The 14,520-nt window shown below is 67.3% G+C and carries 12 protein-coding genes and 2 pseudogenes; 9 read left to right on the top strand and 5 right to left on the bottom strand.

Annotated elements, in window-relative coordinates; genetic code table 11:
• Positions 1-125: 125 nt before the first annotated feature.
• Positions 126-314 (top strand): annotated as a pseudogene (locus ACLP9N_RS25600) (formate hydrogenase); the annotation flags it as partial.
• On the opposite strand, the gene ACLP9N_RS25595 reads toward ACLP9N_RS25600, so the two are convergent.
• Positions 311-1,222 (bottom strand): A/G-specific adenine glycosylase, encoded by a 912-nt coding sequence (locus ACLP9N_RS25595; protein WP_442410002.1) that lies wholly within the window; start codon positions 1,220-1,222, stop codon positions 311-313. The pseudogene ACLP9N_RS25600 and the gene ACLP9N_RS25595 overlap by 4 nt on opposite strands.
• On the opposite strand from ACLP9N_RS25595, the gene ACLP9N_RS25590 reads away from it, so the two are divergent.
• Both ACLP9N_RS25590 and ACLP9N_RS25585 read left to right on the top strand, forming a co-directional pair.
• The gene (locus ACLP9N_RS25590) at positions 1,221-1,838 is read left to right on the top strand and encodes a carbonic anhydrase (RefSeq protein ID WP_442410001.1); all 618 of its coding nucleotides are present in this window, start codon (positions 1,221-1,223) and stop codon (positions 1,836-1,838) included. The two genes, ACLP9N_RS25595 and ACLP9N_RS25590, sit on opposite strands and share 2 nt — an antisense overlap.
• 104 nt (positions 1,839-1,942) lie before the next feature.
• Positions 1,943-2,749: a hypothetical protein gene (locus ACLP9N_RS25585; protein WP_442410004.1), complete on the top strand. Its 807-nt coding sequence runs from the start codon at positions 1,943-1,945 to the stop codon at positions 2,747-2,749.
• Positions 2,750-2,753: 4 nt separating this feature from the next.
• Here the strand turns inward: ACLP9N_RS25585 and disA are convergent, their stop codons facing one another.
• The 3 genes from disA to ACLP9N_RS25570 form a co-directional block, all read right to left on the bottom strand.
• Positions 2,754-3,827, bottom strand: a complete 1,074-nt coding sequence (gene disA, locus ACLP9N_RS25580) for a DNA integrity scanning diadenylate cyclase DisA (RefSeq protein ID WP_442410000.1) — start codon at positions 3,825-3,827, stop codon at positions 2,754-2,756.
• A 6-nt stretch (positions 3,828-3,833) separates the two neighbouring features.
• Positions 3,834-5,279 carry a DNA repair protein RadA gene (gene radA / locus ACLP9N_RS25575; RefSeq protein WP_442409999.1) on the bottom strand — a complete coding sequence of 482 codons (1,446 nt, stop codon included), beginning with the start codon at positions 5,277-5,279 and terminating at the stop codon, positions 3,834-3,836.
• A gap of 105 nt (positions 5,280-5,384) precedes the next feature.
• Positions 5,385-5,921 (bottom strand): hypothetical protein, encoded by a 537-nt coding sequence (locus tag ACLP9N_RS25570; RefSeq protein WP_442409998.1) that lies wholly within the window; start codon positions 5,919-5,921, stop codon positions 5,385-5,387.
• 392 nt (positions 5,922-6,313) lie between these two features.
• On the opposite strand from ACLP9N_RS25570, the gene carD reads away from it, so the two are divergent.
• The 6 genes from carD to ACLP9N_RS25540 are packed head-to-tail and all read left to right on the top strand — an operon-like array spanning position 6,314 to position 11,342.
• Complete coding sequence (carD, locus tag ACLP9N_RS25565; RefSeq protein ID WP_007166539.1) at positions 6,314-6,802, top strand: RNA polymerase-binding transcription factor CarD; 489 nt, start codon at positions 6,314-6,316, stop codon at positions 6,800-6,802.
• Between the two features lie 29 nt (positions 6,803-6,831).
• Positions 6,832-7,506 (top strand): 2-C-methyl-D-erythritol 4-phosphate cytidylyltransferase, encoded by a 675-nt coding sequence (gene ispD, locus ACLP9N_RS25560; RefSeq protein ID WP_442410003.1) that lies wholly within the window; start codon positions 6,832-6,834, stop codon positions 7,504-7,506.
• Positions 7,503-7,982 (top strand): 2-C-methyl-D-erythritol 2,4-cyclodiphosphate synthase, encoded by a 480-nt coding sequence (ispF, locus tag ACLP9N_RS25555; protein WP_442409997.1) that lies wholly within the window; start codon positions 7,503-7,505, stop codon positions 7,980-7,982. The genes ispD and ispF overlap by 4 nt, the downstream gene beginning before the upstream one ends.
• A 37-nt stretch (positions 7,983-8,019) precedes the next feature.
• Positions 8,020-9,429 (top strand): cysteine--tRNA ligase, encoded by a 1,410-nt coding sequence (gene cysS / locus ACLP9N_RS25550; protein ID WP_442409996.1) that lies wholly within the window; start codon positions 8,020-8,022, stop codon positions 9,427-9,429.
• Positions 9,430-10,359: a 23S rRNA (guanosine(2251)-2'-O)-methyltransferase RlmB gene (gene rlmB / locus ACLP9N_RS25545; protein ID WP_442409995.1), complete on the top strand. Its 930-nt coding sequence runs from the start codon at positions 9,430-9,432 to the stop codon at positions 10,357-10,359.
• 5 nt (positions 10,360-10,364) lie between these two features.
• Entirely contained in the window at positions 10,365-11,342 is a 978-nt protein-coding gene (locus ACLP9N_RS25540; protein ID WP_442409994.1) for a glycerophosphodiester phosphodiesterase, read from the top strand.
• Here the strand turns inward: ACLP9N_RS25540 and ACLP9N_RS25535 are convergent.
• Positions 11,343-14,515 (bottom strand): annotated as a pseudogene (locus ACLP9N_RS25535) (AAA family ATPase).
• Between the last annotated feature and the right edge of the window lie 5 nt (positions 14,516-14,520).

Genomic DNA, 14,520 nt, shown 5'->3' with positions numbered 1-14,520 from the left:
CCGTGGCTGGGCTGGATACCGGATGATCTGAACAGCTGCCCTCCGGCCGCGGTAGACCGTCTCGCCGACCTGCTGGGGCTTGCCGGCGCTGGCGGAGTCGGGTTGCTGGCCGCCTACGGCGGCTGGGCTGGCGAGGCATCATCGTGCACCGCGTCGAAGTCGACGACGCCGATCGCATCACCCGCGCGAAGATCGTCGATCCATCCTGGTTCAACTGGCCGGCGTTGCCCGTCGCGATGGCCGACACGATCGTTCCCGACTTCCCGCTGGCGAACAAGAGCTTCAACCAGTCCTACGCGGGCAACGATCTCTAACCTTCGCCCGCAAGTGCGAACCGGCCGTCGGCGGTCTGAGTCACGAGGCCGTCGTCCAGCAGCGAGTAGAGCGCCCGGTCGCGCTGGGCGGTATCGCTGAGCCACGCCACGTCCAGCTCGGCGCGGGTAACTGGAGAGTCGTTGTCGCGCAACACATCCAGCAGCCGTCCGCGCACCTGGCGGTCGGTTCCCGCGTAGGTCTGGACGCGCCGCCCCGGGCCGGTCGCGGGGGGATAACCGGCGCGCTGCCATGCGCACTCGTCCAGCGGGCACAACCCGCATCGCGGCGTCCGGGCCGTGCACAGCGTCGCGCCCAGCTCCATCAGCGCCGCCGAAAATTGTGGCGCCCGTTCGTCGTCGGGCAGCAGCGCCGAGACATCGGCGTGGTCGCGGGTGGCCGACGGCGGGGCGGCATCGGCGCGGCCGTGTACTGCGCGGGCCACCACGCGGCGCACATTGGTGTCGACCACCGGAACCGCTTGGTGGTATGCGAAGCATGCCACGGCCCGTGCGGTGTAGGTGCCGATGCCGGGCAGCGTCAGCAAGGTGTCGACGTCGTCGGGGACCACGTCGCCGTGATCGTGGGCGATCACTGTGGCGCACTCGTGTAAGCGCTTGGCCCGCCTCGGGTAGCCGAGCTTGCCCCAGGCGCGCAGCACATCGGCCGCACTGGCCGCCGCGGTGGCCGACGGCGTGGGCCAGCGCCGCACCCACTCTGTCCAGATCGGCAAAGCTCGGGAAACGGGCGTCTGCTGCAGCATGAATTCACTGACCAGGATCTGCCAAGCGGTCACGCCGGGCTCGCGCCAGGGCAGCTCGCGACGCGACCTGCCGTACCAGTTGAGAAGTTCGGGGACTGGTATGTGTGCCGGGCGAGTCATTGGTGCTTCGGGCAGAATGTGGGCCATGCCCAACACCAATCCGGTAACCGCATGGAAAGCACTCAAAGAGGGTAACGAGCGATTCGTCGCTGGCAAGCCCGCGCATCCCAGTCAGAGCGTCGATCACCGGGCCAGCCTGGCCGCCGGTCAGAAGCCCACAGCGGTTGTTTTCGGCTGTGCCGACAGCCGGGTGGCGGCCGAGCTCATCTTCGATCAGGGTTTGGGCGATATGTTCGTGGTGCGGACCGCCGGGCAGGCCATCGACTCGGCGGTACTCGGCTCCATCGAGTTCGCGGTTACGGTGCTCGGCGTTCCGCTCGTCGTCGTTCTCGGCCATGACAGCTGCGGTGCCGTCAAGGCGGCGTTGGGCGCGATTGACGATGGGGCGATACCAGGTGGTTTCGTGCGCGACGTGGTGGAGCGGGTGGCGCCGTCGATCCTGATGGGCCGCCGCGACGGTTTGAGCCGCGTCGACGAGTTCGAGGAACGACATGTGCGCGAAACGGTGGCGCAGCTCTTGTCGCGCTCGACGGCTATTGCTGAACGGGTGGCTGCGGGCACCCTGGCGGTAGCGGGTGGCGCCTATCACCTCGCTGATGGGAGGGTGGTGCTGCTCGACCATGTAGGCGACATCGGGGAGTAGCCGCGGTTTAGCGCCGCCCACTAACACGGCGGTTGGTCAGCTAACCTCGCGACACGCCGAGGCGGGTCGAACAAAACGGCGTGACCTGGACCTACGGTGTGAGCGTGCTGGATCTGGAACCGCGTGGCCCGCTACCCACGGAGATTTACTGGCGCCGCAGGGGACTGGCCCTTGGCATCGCGGTCGTCGTGATCGGCATCGCGGCCGCCATCGTCATCGCCTTCGTCAGCCACAGCGCCGGTGCGAAACCGGCCAGTGTCGACAAATCGGCATCCGCCCAAGGTCATCCGAATTCGCCTGCGCCCCAGGCGCCGCCGCCGGCCGGGCCGGACACCAACCCCCCCGCGGCGCCGGCGCAGGGACAAAGCCCGGAGACCGCCACACCCACCGCCGCGGTGCAGCCGCCGCCGGTGTTGAAGGAGGGCGATGACTGCCCCGATTCGACCCTGGCCGTCAAGGGCCTGACTAACGCGCCCCAGTACTTCATCGGTGACCAGCCGAAATTCACCATGGTCGTCACGAACATCGGGCTGGTGGCCTGCAAGCGCGACGTCGGAGCCGCGGTGCTGGCGGCCTACGTCTACTCGCTGGACAACAAGCGGCTGTGGTCCAACCTGGACTGCGCACCGTCCAACGAGACTTTGGTCAAGACGTTCACCCCGGGCGAGCAGGTGACCACCGCGGTGACGTGGACGGGGATGGGCTCGGCGCCGCACTGCCCGCTGCCGCGGCCGGCGATCGGACCGGGCACCTACAACCTCGTCGTGCAGCTGGGCAACCTGCGCTCGCAGCCGGTGCCGTTCATCCTGAACCAGCCGCCACCGCCGCCCGGGCCGGTGCCCGGACCGGGCCAGCCGGCGCTCGCACCGCCGCCCGAGGCGCCACCGCCCGCCGCCCCTCCCGCAGGCTGATTTCTCAGCCGATCGTTTCGGCGATCGTCGACTCGGCCAGCTGCGAGAGTCCCTCCCGTACGTGCCGCGCCCACAGCGCGCCGATGCCCTCAACCGACTGCAGGTCGTTGGCGCTGGCCGCCAGCAGGCCCTGCAGCGTCGCGAACTTCCGCACCAGCAGGTCGACGTGGGCGAACTGCAGCCGGGGAATACCGGCCATCGCGCGATAACCCCGCGGGCTCAGCGCTTCGTCCTGGGCCTCTGCGGTCGTCGGATATCCGAAAACCTTTGCCAGCGCGGTGACTTCGAGCAGGTCGGTGTCCGACATGGCGTCCAGCTCGTTCAGGGTGTTGGAGACTTGCGCCTTGGACGGCGGTTCGGGGCTGGCGTGGTAGTCGCGCACGATCAATTCCCGCGCGATGTCGTTGCCGCCTAACAGCTCCTCCAGCTGCAGCCGCAGCTGGCGCCCGTCGGTGCCGAGTTCGACAGCGTCGTCGTCAATCACCAGACCGATTCGCCGGACCAACTCGTGCCGCTGCACCACAGTCATCACGTCGCGCAGCGTGACGAAGTCCTCGATCTCCGCCCGGGACAGTTGCCTGCTGACCTCATCGAGGCGGGTCTTGTACCGCTCGAGGGTTGCGATGGCCTGATTGGCTCGTGACAGGATCGTCGCGGAATCGGCCAGCACGTGGCGCTCGCCGCCGACGTAGACCGTCACGATGTTCATCGAGTGGCTGACCGAGATCACCGGGTAACCGGTCTGGACCGCGGCCCGTTCCGCCGAGCGGTGACGGGTTCCCGATTCGTCGGTGGGTATCGACGGGTCCGGGACCAGCTGGACGTTGGCCCGCAGGATTCGGCTGCCGTCGGTGGACAGCACCACGGCTCCGTCCATCTTGCACAGCTCGCGCAGCCGGGTCGGCGCGTACCGGACGTCGAGCGAGAAGCCGCCATCGCAGATGGCCTCGACGTGCTCGTCGTGGCCGAGCACGATCAGGGCGCCGGTACGGCCGCGCAGGATGCGTTCCAGGCCGTCGCGGAGCCCGGTGCCCGGTGCCAGGCGGGCGACGACCTCACGCAGGGTCTGACGGGTCACAGCGTGTCATTGTGCGGTCCGGTTGGGTGGTGCGTCTAGCCGGTGCGGGCCGGTGGGCCTAGTGCTGTGGTGGTCGGCGATGTCGATCATGTGCTCCAGCGCCGCGACGATGGTGGGCGCGCACAGCGTGCGCATGCTCGACGGAACTGCCTCGCAACCTGGTGGGATCAGCGCGAGGTTGAACCCCTGCCGGGCGGCTTCGGTCAGGCGCCGCTCCATGCCGACGACCCGCCGCAGGTCGCCTGCCAGTCCGACCTCGCCGATCATCACTGCCGTGGTGGGCAGCGGCAGGTCCGCGTACGCCGAGGCCAGCGCGATCGCGACGGCGAGGTCCGAGGACGGATCAGTCAGCCGCATGCCGCCCACGGTGGACAGGTAGACGTCGTTGACAGCGATGGTCAGCCTGGCGTGCTTTTCCAGCACGGCGGTGATCATCGCGGCCCGGGCATGGTCGATTCCGCTGACGGCTCGGCGCGGCGACCCACACGGGGTGGCCAGCAAGGCCTGAACTTCGCCGATGAGTGGTCGCTTTCCGTCCAGCGTGACCGTGATGGCGGTGCCGGCGACGGGAGCCGGCCGCTGCTCCAGGAAGAGGTTCGACGGATCGCTGATGCCGTCGATTCCGTTGTCGTGCAGCAGGAAACACCCGACCTCGTCGGCGGCGCCAAATCGATTCTTGACCCCGCGGATCATCCGCAACATGCCGTTGCGGTCGCCTTCGAAGTGCAGCACCACATCGACGAGGTGTTCCAGCGACCGCGGGCCCGCGATGGCCCCGTCCTTGGTGACATGCCCGACCAGGATCAGCGCCACCCCGTTGGCCTTGGCGGCGGCGGTCAGGGCGGCCGTCACCGCCCGCACCTGCGTGACGCCGCCGGCGACGCCGTCGGCTTCCGTGGTCGACATCGTCTGCACCGAATCCACGATGACCAGCGCGGGCCGGACCGTCGCGATGTGCTCCAGCGCCGCGTGCAGGTCGGATTCGGCGGCCAGGTAGACCTCCTCGAAATCCTTGCCCGCCTTGTCGCCGCAACCGATTCGGTCCGCGCGCAGCCGGATCTGGCCGGCCGACTCCTCGCCGGAGATGTACAGCACTCGGCGACCGGACTGCGCCCAGCGGTGGGCGACCTTGAGCAGCAGCGTCGAGTTACCCACGCCGGGATCACCCGCCAGCAGCGTCACCGAACCGGGCACCACACCACCGCCAAGCACCCTGTCGAGCTCATCGATGCCCGTCGACTGGTGCCGGCTGAGGTTGGGCGCGATGGAACTGATCGGAACGGCTTGCGAGGCCGGGCCTGAAGCCGCGCGGCGGCCGCCGCCCCCGACCGCGCTGAGCACGGTCACCTCGGCGACGCTGCCCCAAGTGCCACACTCCATGCAGCGCCCCACCCACTTGGCGGTGATATGACGGCATTCCGAACAGCGGTATTGCGAGCGCGCATTGGCCACGTCATGACGGTATCGGTCCGGTGTGACAATGCCCTTCCGCGCCCTTCCGCGCCCTTCCGCGCCCTTCCGCGGCCTTCCGCGCCGCGGCGCGCCGCGACGAGGCGGTCAGACTTGCGGCGGCGTCAGCCCGGCCGAAATCGGCACCAGCACGCTGGCCTGCCCGGCCTTCTCGAAAGTGAATGTGAAGTTGTACGCGAGGCCGTTGCTGATGGGCTTGGTCAAGTCGACGGTCGCCTTGGCCGCATTGTTGGACTCAAGCGGACCCGGCGCCACTCGCTGGCCTTCGGGCGGGCCGAGGAACAGCATCCCGCCGGCGGGCAACCGGGCGTCACCGCTCACCGCGACCGTGCCAATGTCGCTCGTGATGGCCACTAGCCTGTCCGCGACATCGGGTGACTGATTGACGGCCACCAACACCAGGTCCACCGTTCGGCCTGGATGCACGAAGTCACCGGTCTGCGCGGCTTGGATGCGAATGTTCCGCAGTAGCACGTTGTTGATGTTGACCTTGTTGCCGTTGACAGCCGGCTCCTGGGCCGCGGTTTGCGAGATCTGACCGGTACTGCAACCGCTGAGCGCCGCAGCCAGCAAGGCGAGCATGCCGATGATGGCGACACGGAGGCCGATCTTGAAGCGGTTCACTCGACGCCTCCTGCTGGGCTTCTGATCAGGCTCTGATCAGGGTGAGTAACGGGTATGACGACAGATGACGTCAAGGGTCCAACTATGCACGAGTCAACTATGCAGAGTAGTAGGAACGTGCTGCCGACGGTAGACGCAGGGCTATCCAGCCGGTTTCCCAGGCCTCCGCTGGGCGCCGCTGGGCCGCCTCTGAGCCGCCTGGAGCCCTCGTCTAAGCTGCCATGGGAGGTCCAACCGAGGACGGTGACAGCGCGATTGATGTTCAGGCCTTGCACGTCTTGCCTCGTCTGTCAACCCCCAATCCCCGCGTGTTGTGCCCCTGACCTGCGCCGTTGATGAGCACCTGTCAGGCCGCCGTGTTAGAATGAAGCAACGAAAGGGGCTCGAATCAGATGATCTTCAAGGTCGGTGACACCGTTGTCTACCCGCACCACGGTGCTGCGTTAGTCGAGGCGATCGAAACCCGAACCATCAAAGGGGAGCAAAAAGAGTATCTCGTCTTGAAAGTGGCGCAGGGCGACCTGACCGTTCGAGTACCCGCCGATAACGCCGAGTACGTCGGTGTCCGCGATGTCGTCGGGCAAGAAGGCCTCGACAAAGTTTTCCAGGTGCTGCGCGCTCCCCACACCGAAGAGCCGACCAACTGGTCGCGCCGTTACAAGGCCAACCTCGAGAAACTCGCCTCCGGTGATGTCAACAAGGTGGCCGAGGTAGTGCGTGATCTGTGGCGACGCGACCAGGAGCGCGGCCTGTCCGCGGGCGAGAAGCGCATGCTGGCCAAGGCGCGCCAGATTCTGGTCGGTGAGTTGGCGCTTGCCGAAAGCACCGACGACGCCAAGGCGGAAACCATCCTCGACGAGGTTCTGGCGGCGGCTTCTTAGAGGCTTCCTAGACGCTTCTTGAGCGCCTCCTGAACACAACCGTCGTCGCAGTAGTCCCGGCTGCAGGGTCGGGTGAGCGGCTGTGCACCGGCATTCCCAAAGCATTCTGTGAGCTCGGCGGGCGCACCCTTGTCGAACGGGCCGTTGCCGGCTTGCTGGAGTCCGGGGTGGTCGATCACGTCGTGGTGGCGGTGCCCGCCGACCGCGTCGAGCAGGCCGAGCAGTTGCTCGGCGAACGAGCCACTGTGGTGGCCGGCGGGGCCAATCGCATCGAATCAGTTGGCCGGGCGCTGGCGGCCCTTTCTAAGGCCTTTAAGGCCGCGGATTTTGTGCTGGTGCACGACGCCGCGCGAGCGCTGACGCCACCGGGGTTGATCATGCGCGTGGTGGACGCATTGCGGGCCGGTAATAGCGCGGTGGTGCCCGCGTTGCGCGTGTCTGACACCATCAAGGCCGTGGACGCCAACGGGGTGGTTCTGGGCACGCCGGAACGGGCCGGCCTGCGGGCGGTGCAGACCCCGCAGGGGTTCGCTACCGACCTGTTGTTGCGGGCCTATCAGCGCGCCGGGGCGGAGCCCACCGACGACGCGTCTCTCGTCGAGCATCTCGGCGGCCAAGTGCAGGTGATCGAGGGCGATCCGCTGGCGTTCAAGATCACCACCCCGCTTGATTTGCTGTTGGCCAAAGCGGTCGTACGCCAGTGAACGAATTGCCACGCGTCGGTTTGGGTGTCGATGTGCACCCGATCGAATCGGGGCGGCCGTGCTGGCTGGTGGGGTTGCTGTTCCCCGACGCCGACGGCTGCTCCGGACACTCCGACGGTGACGTGGGGGTGCACGCGTTGTGCGACGCGCTGCTCTCGGCCGCGGGGCTGGGCGATCTTGGGGGCGTGTTCGGGGTCGACGATCCGAGGTGGAAGGACGTCAGCGGCGCCGACATGCTGCGCCATGTCGTCGAGCTGATGTCGCAGCACGGCTACCGGGTCGGTAACGCGGTTGTGCAGGTGATCGGCAACCGGCCGAAGATCGGCCCGCGCCGCGACGAGGCGCAGCAGGCGCTGTCAGGTCTGCTGGGCGCGCCGGTGTCGGTGTCGGCCACCACTACCGACGGGCTCGGGTTGACGGGGCGTGGCGAAGGCTTGGCCGCGGTTGCGACGGCCCTGGTGGTGTCCGCCGGGTAAATCGCGCCCGGCAATTGGCCAGGTAAGCTGGCACGTCGTGACCGATCGGGCCCGCTTGCGGCTACACGACACGGCGTCTGGCACCATGCGGGATTTCGTGGCGCTTTGCGACGGGCACGTCTCCATCTACCAGTGCGGCGCCACCCCACAGGGGCTACCGCACATCGGGCACGTCCGCAGCGGGGTGGCCTTCGACATCCTGCGCCGCTGGTTGATCGCGCGCGGCTACGACGTCGCATTCATCCGCAACGTGACCGACATTGAGGACAAGATCCTGAACAAGGCGGCGGCGGCGGGCCGGCCGTGGTGGGAGTGGGCGGCCACCCATGAGCGCGCTTTCACCGCGGCCTACGACGCTCTGGACGTACTGCCGCCGTCGGCGGAGCCCCGCGCCACCGGGCACATCACCCAGATGATCGAATTAATGGACCGCCTGATCGAAACTAACCACGCGTATGCCGCCGGCGGTGATGTCTACTTCGACGTGCTCAGCTACCCGGAGTACGGCCAGCTGTCCGGACATCGGATCGATGACGTCCACCAGGGCGAGGGCATGGCTACCGGCAAGCGCGACCAGCGCGACTTCACCCTGTGGAAGGGCGAAAAGCCCGGCGAACCGTCGTGGCCCTCGCCGTGGGGCCGGGGACGTCCGGGCTGGCACATTGAATGCTCGGCGATGGCCCGTACTTATCTGGGGCCGGAGTTCGACATCCATTGCGGTGGAATGGATTTGATCTTCCCGCATCACGAGAACGAAATCGCGCAGAGCCGCGCCGCCGGGGACGGGTTCGCCCGCTACTGGCTGCACAACGGCTGGGTGACAATGGGCGGGGAGAAGATGAGCAAGTCGCTGGGCAACGTGGTGTCCATCCCGGCGATGTTGCAGCGCGTCCGGCCGGCAGAGCTCCGCTATTACCTGGGCAGCGCCCATTACCGCTCGATGTTGGAATTCTCCGAGACGGCCCTGCAGGACGCGGTCAAAGCCTATGTGGGAGTTGAGGAGTTTTTGCACCGCGTTCGCATCCGGGTCGGTGCCGTCGTCCCCGGTGCGTGGACCCCCCGGTTCGCCGCAGCTCTCGACGACGATCTGGCGGTTCCGGCCGCGCTGGCCGAGGTGCACCACGCCCGCGCCGAGGGCAACCGGGCACTCGACGCGGGCGACCACGACTGCGCTCTGAAACATGCCAGCGCCATCCGGGCCATGATGGGGATCCTCGGCTGCGACCCGCTCGACGAACGCTGGGAATCCCGCGACGAGACGTCGGCGGCACTCGCCGCCGTCGACGTGCTGGTGCAAGCCGAACTGGAAAGCCGGGAGAAGGCGCGCGAGCAGCGCAACTGGGCACTGGCTGACGAGATCCGGGATCGGCTCAAGAACGCCGGCATCGAGGTTACCGACACAGCCGACGGGCCGCAGTGGATGCTGCAGGCCGGTGACACCAAGTAGATGGCCGGTAACTCGCGGCGCCGGGGGGCGGTACGGAAATCCGGCACCAAGAAGGGGCCCGTGGTCGGCTCGGGCGGCCAGCGTCGCCGCGCGCTGGAGGGGCGCGGTCCCACGCCGCCGGCGCACCTGCGTCCCAATCATCCCGCCGCCAAGCGCGCCGCGTCCCAGCCGCGCCGGCCCGCCAAACGCACAGACGAGACCGAAACGGTGCTGGGGCGCAACCCGGTGCTGGAATGCCTGCGCGCCGGTGTGCCGGCGACCGCGCTGTACATCGCGCTCGGCACCGAAGCCGACGAACGCCTCAACGAATCCGTCTCTCGGGCAGGTGATTTGGGTATCTCGATACTCGAGGTACCGCGCGCCGACCTGGACCGGATGACCGCCAACCACCTGCATCAGGGCATCGCTTTACAAGTGCCGCCGTACAACTACGCCCATCCCGATGATCTTATCGCGGCCGCCACCGAATCGCCGCCGGCGCTGTTGGTCGCGCTGGACAACATCTCCGACCCGCGCAACCTCGGAGCGATCGTTCGTTCGGTCGCCGCATTCGGCGGCCACGGCGTGATGATCCCGCAGCGGCGTTCGGCCTCGGTTACGGCCGTGGCGTGGCGCACCAGCGCGGGCGCTGCGGCCCGGGTCCCCGTGGCACGGGCCACCAATCTCACTAGGGCGCTGAAGGATTGGGCCGATCGCGGGCTGCGGGTGATCGGGTTGGACACCGGCGGTGACACCGCGATCGACGACTTGGACGGCACCGACCCGCTGGTGGTTGTCGTCGGGTCGGAAGGCAAGGGTCTGTCCCGGTTGGTACGGCAGAATTGCGATGAGGTGGTGTCGATTCCGATGGCCGGCAACGCCGAATCGCTGAACGCCTCGGTGGCCGCCGGGGTGGTGCTCGCCGAAATCGTCCGCCAGCGACGGAGCTAACTTCCTTGTGCGCGCGGGTGTTAGTTGCGCTGCTGGCGGGCGTCGCGCTGCTGGGATTGCTGCCGACGGCATCCGCGCAACCTCCCGGCTTCGATCTGCAGGCACATCGCGGTGGTCGCGGTGAGACGACCGAGGAATCGCTACGGGCATTCGCCAAAGCGCTCGAATTAGGTGTCAGCACACTCGAACTCGACATCGGCATCACCGAGGACGGCCAACCGATGGTGTGGCACGACCCCACGATCGAGGCCGAGAAATGCGCCGACACCGGGCCTGCGTTCGCTGGCGACCCGGCCTATCCCTACGTCGGAAAGCTCGTGCACGAGCTGACCCTGGTGCAGATCCGCACGCTTGATTGCGGCAAACTGCTGCCCGAGTTTTCCCGCGCTGAAGTAGTGCGCGGCAACAAGATAGCGACATTGCCGGAGGTTTTTGCGCTGGCCGACTCGTACCGGGCATCCGATGTGCGATACAACATCGAAACCAAGGTGGAGGCCGACCATCCGGGCAGGTCGGCCGACCCGCAAGAATTCGTCGACGTGATTCTGGCCGCGGTCAGGTCGGCGGGCAAGGTCGACCGCGTGGAGATTCAAAGCTTCGACTGGCGAACGCTGCCCATGGTGCACCGGGCCGAGCCATCGATTCCGTTGGTGGCCCTGTACAACGAGGAGACCTGGGTGCCGGATTCGCCGTGGCTGGCCGGCGAAAACGCCGCCGCCATAGGCGATCCGATGCTCGGGGCGCTGATGGTGGGTGCGAACATGGTCTCGCCCAGGTACCAGCTGGTCACCGGCAGACCCTATGTCGATCATGCGCATACCTTGGGGCTCAAGGTCATTCCGTGGACGGTCAACGACGCCGCCACCATGCGCGAGCAGATCGCCGACGGGGTCGAGGGACTCATCACCGACTTCCCGACCCTGCTGCGAAGCGTGTTGGCCCAACTCGGTATGCCGTTACCGCCGACACACCACCGAAGTTAGTCATGGCATCGCGTCGGCCAAGGCGATATGCCCCTCGAAGCGAAGAGTTTTCGCCATGTAGCGGTAGCGATCCCTGAATTGTGCGTAATCTGCGGCATCGCCATGAGCCCGTGCCAGCAGGGCCCGGAGTCGCAGCAGCAGGATGTCGCGGAGAGTGAAATCCTCGTCGGTCGGCGCCGCTAATCGCTCAATGGCGGCCTCGGCTTCGGCTAAGTCCCCCTCAGAGTCACCGTCGGCGCCGCGATAGAGCAGGGTCTCCACCAGAACACCCGTCGCGGCAATGCCGTACGACAGCAGTTGTCCAGCGCGGACCAGATCATCGACGGCGGCGCGCATGAGCGGTATCGCCGCATCGCGATCCCCGTGCCTGGCCCGCTCGCGCGCCAAATACACATTGAACATGCGTAAATCGCCCAGGTTGTGATCCCGCCGCAGGAACACGTCGCCGACCTCGGCCAGCAGCTTCTCCCCGCGGTCACGGTCGGCAGCGCGTGGGCGGTGCACCAGCGCATGGCCCAGCGTCATCCGGGTGAAGCCCACCGCTAGGTCATCACCGGATCGTTCGGCAATCCGCAGGGCTTCCTCGATCTCGCCCATCGCCCGATCGTCGGGCCTCAGAACGCCAAGCGGTATTCCCACGTAGACATAGGTGACGGCCGCGGCATACGACAGGGGGTCGGCGCGGCGGGCCATCGCCAGCCCGTGTCGCATATCATCTCGCCATCCGGGACGACCCAGGAAATACCGGGCCACCGCCCGCGTCGTCAAGGCGACCGCCAACGGAGAGCCGAAAATAAAGTTTCCTTTCGACGGGTCATCGTCGGCCAGGTCGATCACTGCCTGCGACCATTGCAGAACGTCGGCCCACTCGGCGCTATGGGCCTTGGCATAGATCGGCGGTAAGGACAATCCGACCGTCAGAGTTGGATCACCGATCGACTCGATGGTGGCCATGGCTTCCGACGCCAGTTGCGACGCCTCGCGCACACGGCCCTGATACGCGTGATCCATCACGAGTCCTGACATGGCGATGGCCAGCGACGGCTTATCCGCGGCGGCATTGCACAACTGCCGCAATTCGTCGAAGCGCTCGCCGACGATATTCATGTGTACTCGCCAGGCGATCCCGCACAACATGGTGCGAGGCGCAATGCGCATGGCCGCTCGGTCCGGGTCATCGGCGGGTAACGCGTCGGCATTCTGGGTGGCCCGTTCCCAACTCAGCCACGCCGCGGCGATGTCGCGGTTGGTCGACCAGGTCGCGGCCCGCATGTGCCAGCCGTAGGCGGCGTGCAGATCGCCGGCGGCTTCGAGGTGTTCGGCGATCAGCGCGGCGTTCTGGTCGGCCGCGTCCGGTTCGCGGGATTCAATGGCGGCGGCGAGCCGCCGGTGCACCCGGGCGCGGTCGGATCTCAGTTGCGATTCGTAGGCCACGGTGCGGATCAACGGATGCCGGAACGCATACTCCGCGCGCGGGGTGAACCGCACTTGGTCGACGAGCTGCGCGGCGATCAGCTCCTCGACAACCGGATCGACCTCCAGGGCGGCCAGCAGATCGCGGTGGAAGCGGGAGCCGATGACCGCCGCGGCGGCGAGGGTGTGTTTGGCCGCGGGGCCGAGCCGATCGATGCGGGCGGCGATGGTTGCCTGCAGCGTTGCCGGCACGCTGACGTCGGCCACATCGATGTGGCAGGCGTAGCAGCCGGTCTCGCCGACCAGCACGCCGCGTTCGGTCAGATCCCGGGTGATCTCCTCGGCGAAGAACGGGTTGCCGGCCGCGCGTCCGGCGATCAGCTCGCCGATCCGGCCAACCGACGCGTCGGGGCCCAGCAGTTCAGCGACCAGGGTTGAGGTTTCGGCGTCGCTCAGCGGTGCCAGCGTGATGGTCTGCGCGCCGGCGACACGCGCCAGAGCTCCGTGATATTCCGGGCGATAGGTGATCAGCACCAACGACGGGGTCTGCGGGATCACCGCGAGAAAGTCGGCGAGCATGGATTCACTGACCTCGTCGATCCAGTGCGCATCCTCCACGACGAACACTGCCGGTTCGGAGCGGGTCAGCTGGTTGGAGTTGATCAGCGCGGTCAACCGCCGTCGCCGCGCATCGGGGTCGATCTTGGGTAGCCCCACATCGGGATCGGCGATGCCCAACAGGTCATCAAGCAACAGCAAATCTTGCGGATCGGCATCGGGAAACTGTGCCCGCACCTGCGCCCGAGCCGTCCGGTGATCCAGACCGCCGATCTGCCCGACCGTGCGCAGCAGCCGCCCCACCACATGGAACGGGACGTCGGTGGCATGCGACTCGCAGAAGGTGGAAAACACTTCGATGCCGCGACTTTTCGCAAGTCGGACGGCTTCAGCGGTCAGCCGGGTCTTGCCGATGCCGGGAGGGCCGACCGCTGCAACCACGGACCCACGTCCACCGGTAGCGCGGTCCAGCATGGCCGTCATTGTGGTCAACTCCCACTCGCGGCCCACCAACGTCGACACCGAGACGCCGGTCCGTCGGGTGGCAACGCTCAGCAACTGTCGCGCGGGCACCGCGTCCTCGGCGCCCTTGATACGCACCAGTTGCGGCTCGCCCAGCACGACCGCGCCCTCGACCAGGCGTGCGGTGGAGTCGCTGAGCATCACCGCGCCGGGTGGGGCGACCGATTCCATCCGCTGGGCCATCCCCACCTGTTCGCCGATTGCGGTGTAACCCAGTGCGGGGAAACCGATCTCACCGGCGATCACTTGGCCGGAGTTCAGTCCTATCCGCAGCTGTAGGTCGACACCGTCGCGGTGTTCAACCCCTGCCGCGAGGCGGCTGACGTCCTCCTGAATGCCCAGCGCCGCCAGGCACGCGCGCAACGCGTGGTCTTCCAAAGCAGCCGGAGCGCCGAAACCGGCATGATGCCGTCGCCGGTGAACTTGTCCACCGTTCCGCCGTAGCGCTGCACCACCGCGACCGCACGCGTGACGAGCTCGGTCATGATCTCGCGCAACCGCTCCGCACCCACTGCGGCGGCGATGTCCATCGAGTGCACCACATCGGCGAACAGCACCGTCACCAGCTTTTACTCGGCCGGCGCGCCCGGCGCCGCCGTCGGCGATGCGCATTCATCACAGAACTTCGCGGTCGGCCGCAATTCTGCGCCGCACCTCGTGCAGGCCAACGCGGCCGTCATGCGCC

The sequence above is a fragment of the Mycobacterium sp. genome (assembly GCF_052144515.1).
In the GTDB taxonomy this organism is placed as follows: domain Bacteria; phylum Actinomycetota; class Actinomycetes; order Mycobacteriales; family Mycobacteriaceae; genus Mycobacterium.
This window is presented reverse-complemented; position numbering and strand designations above follow the sequence as displayed.

Excerpts from the sequence above, each read along its gene's own strand:
- ACLP9N_RS25590 (WP_442410001.1), top strand. The coding sequence starts at position 1,221 with ATGCCCAACACCAATCCGGTAACCGCATGGAAAGCACTCAAAGAGGGT.
- ACLP9N_RS25595 (WP_442410002.1), bottom strand. The coding sequence starts at position 1,222 with ATGGCCCACATTCTGCCCGAAGCACCAATGACTCGCCCGGCACACATA.
- carD (WP_007166539.1), top strand. The coding sequence starts at position 6,314 with ATGATCTTCAAGGTCGGTGACACCGTTGTCTACCCGCACCACGGTGCT.
- rlmB (WP_442409995.1), top strand. The coding sequence starts at position 9,430 with ATGGCCGGTAACTCGCGGCGCCGGGGGGCGGTACGGAAATCCGGCACC.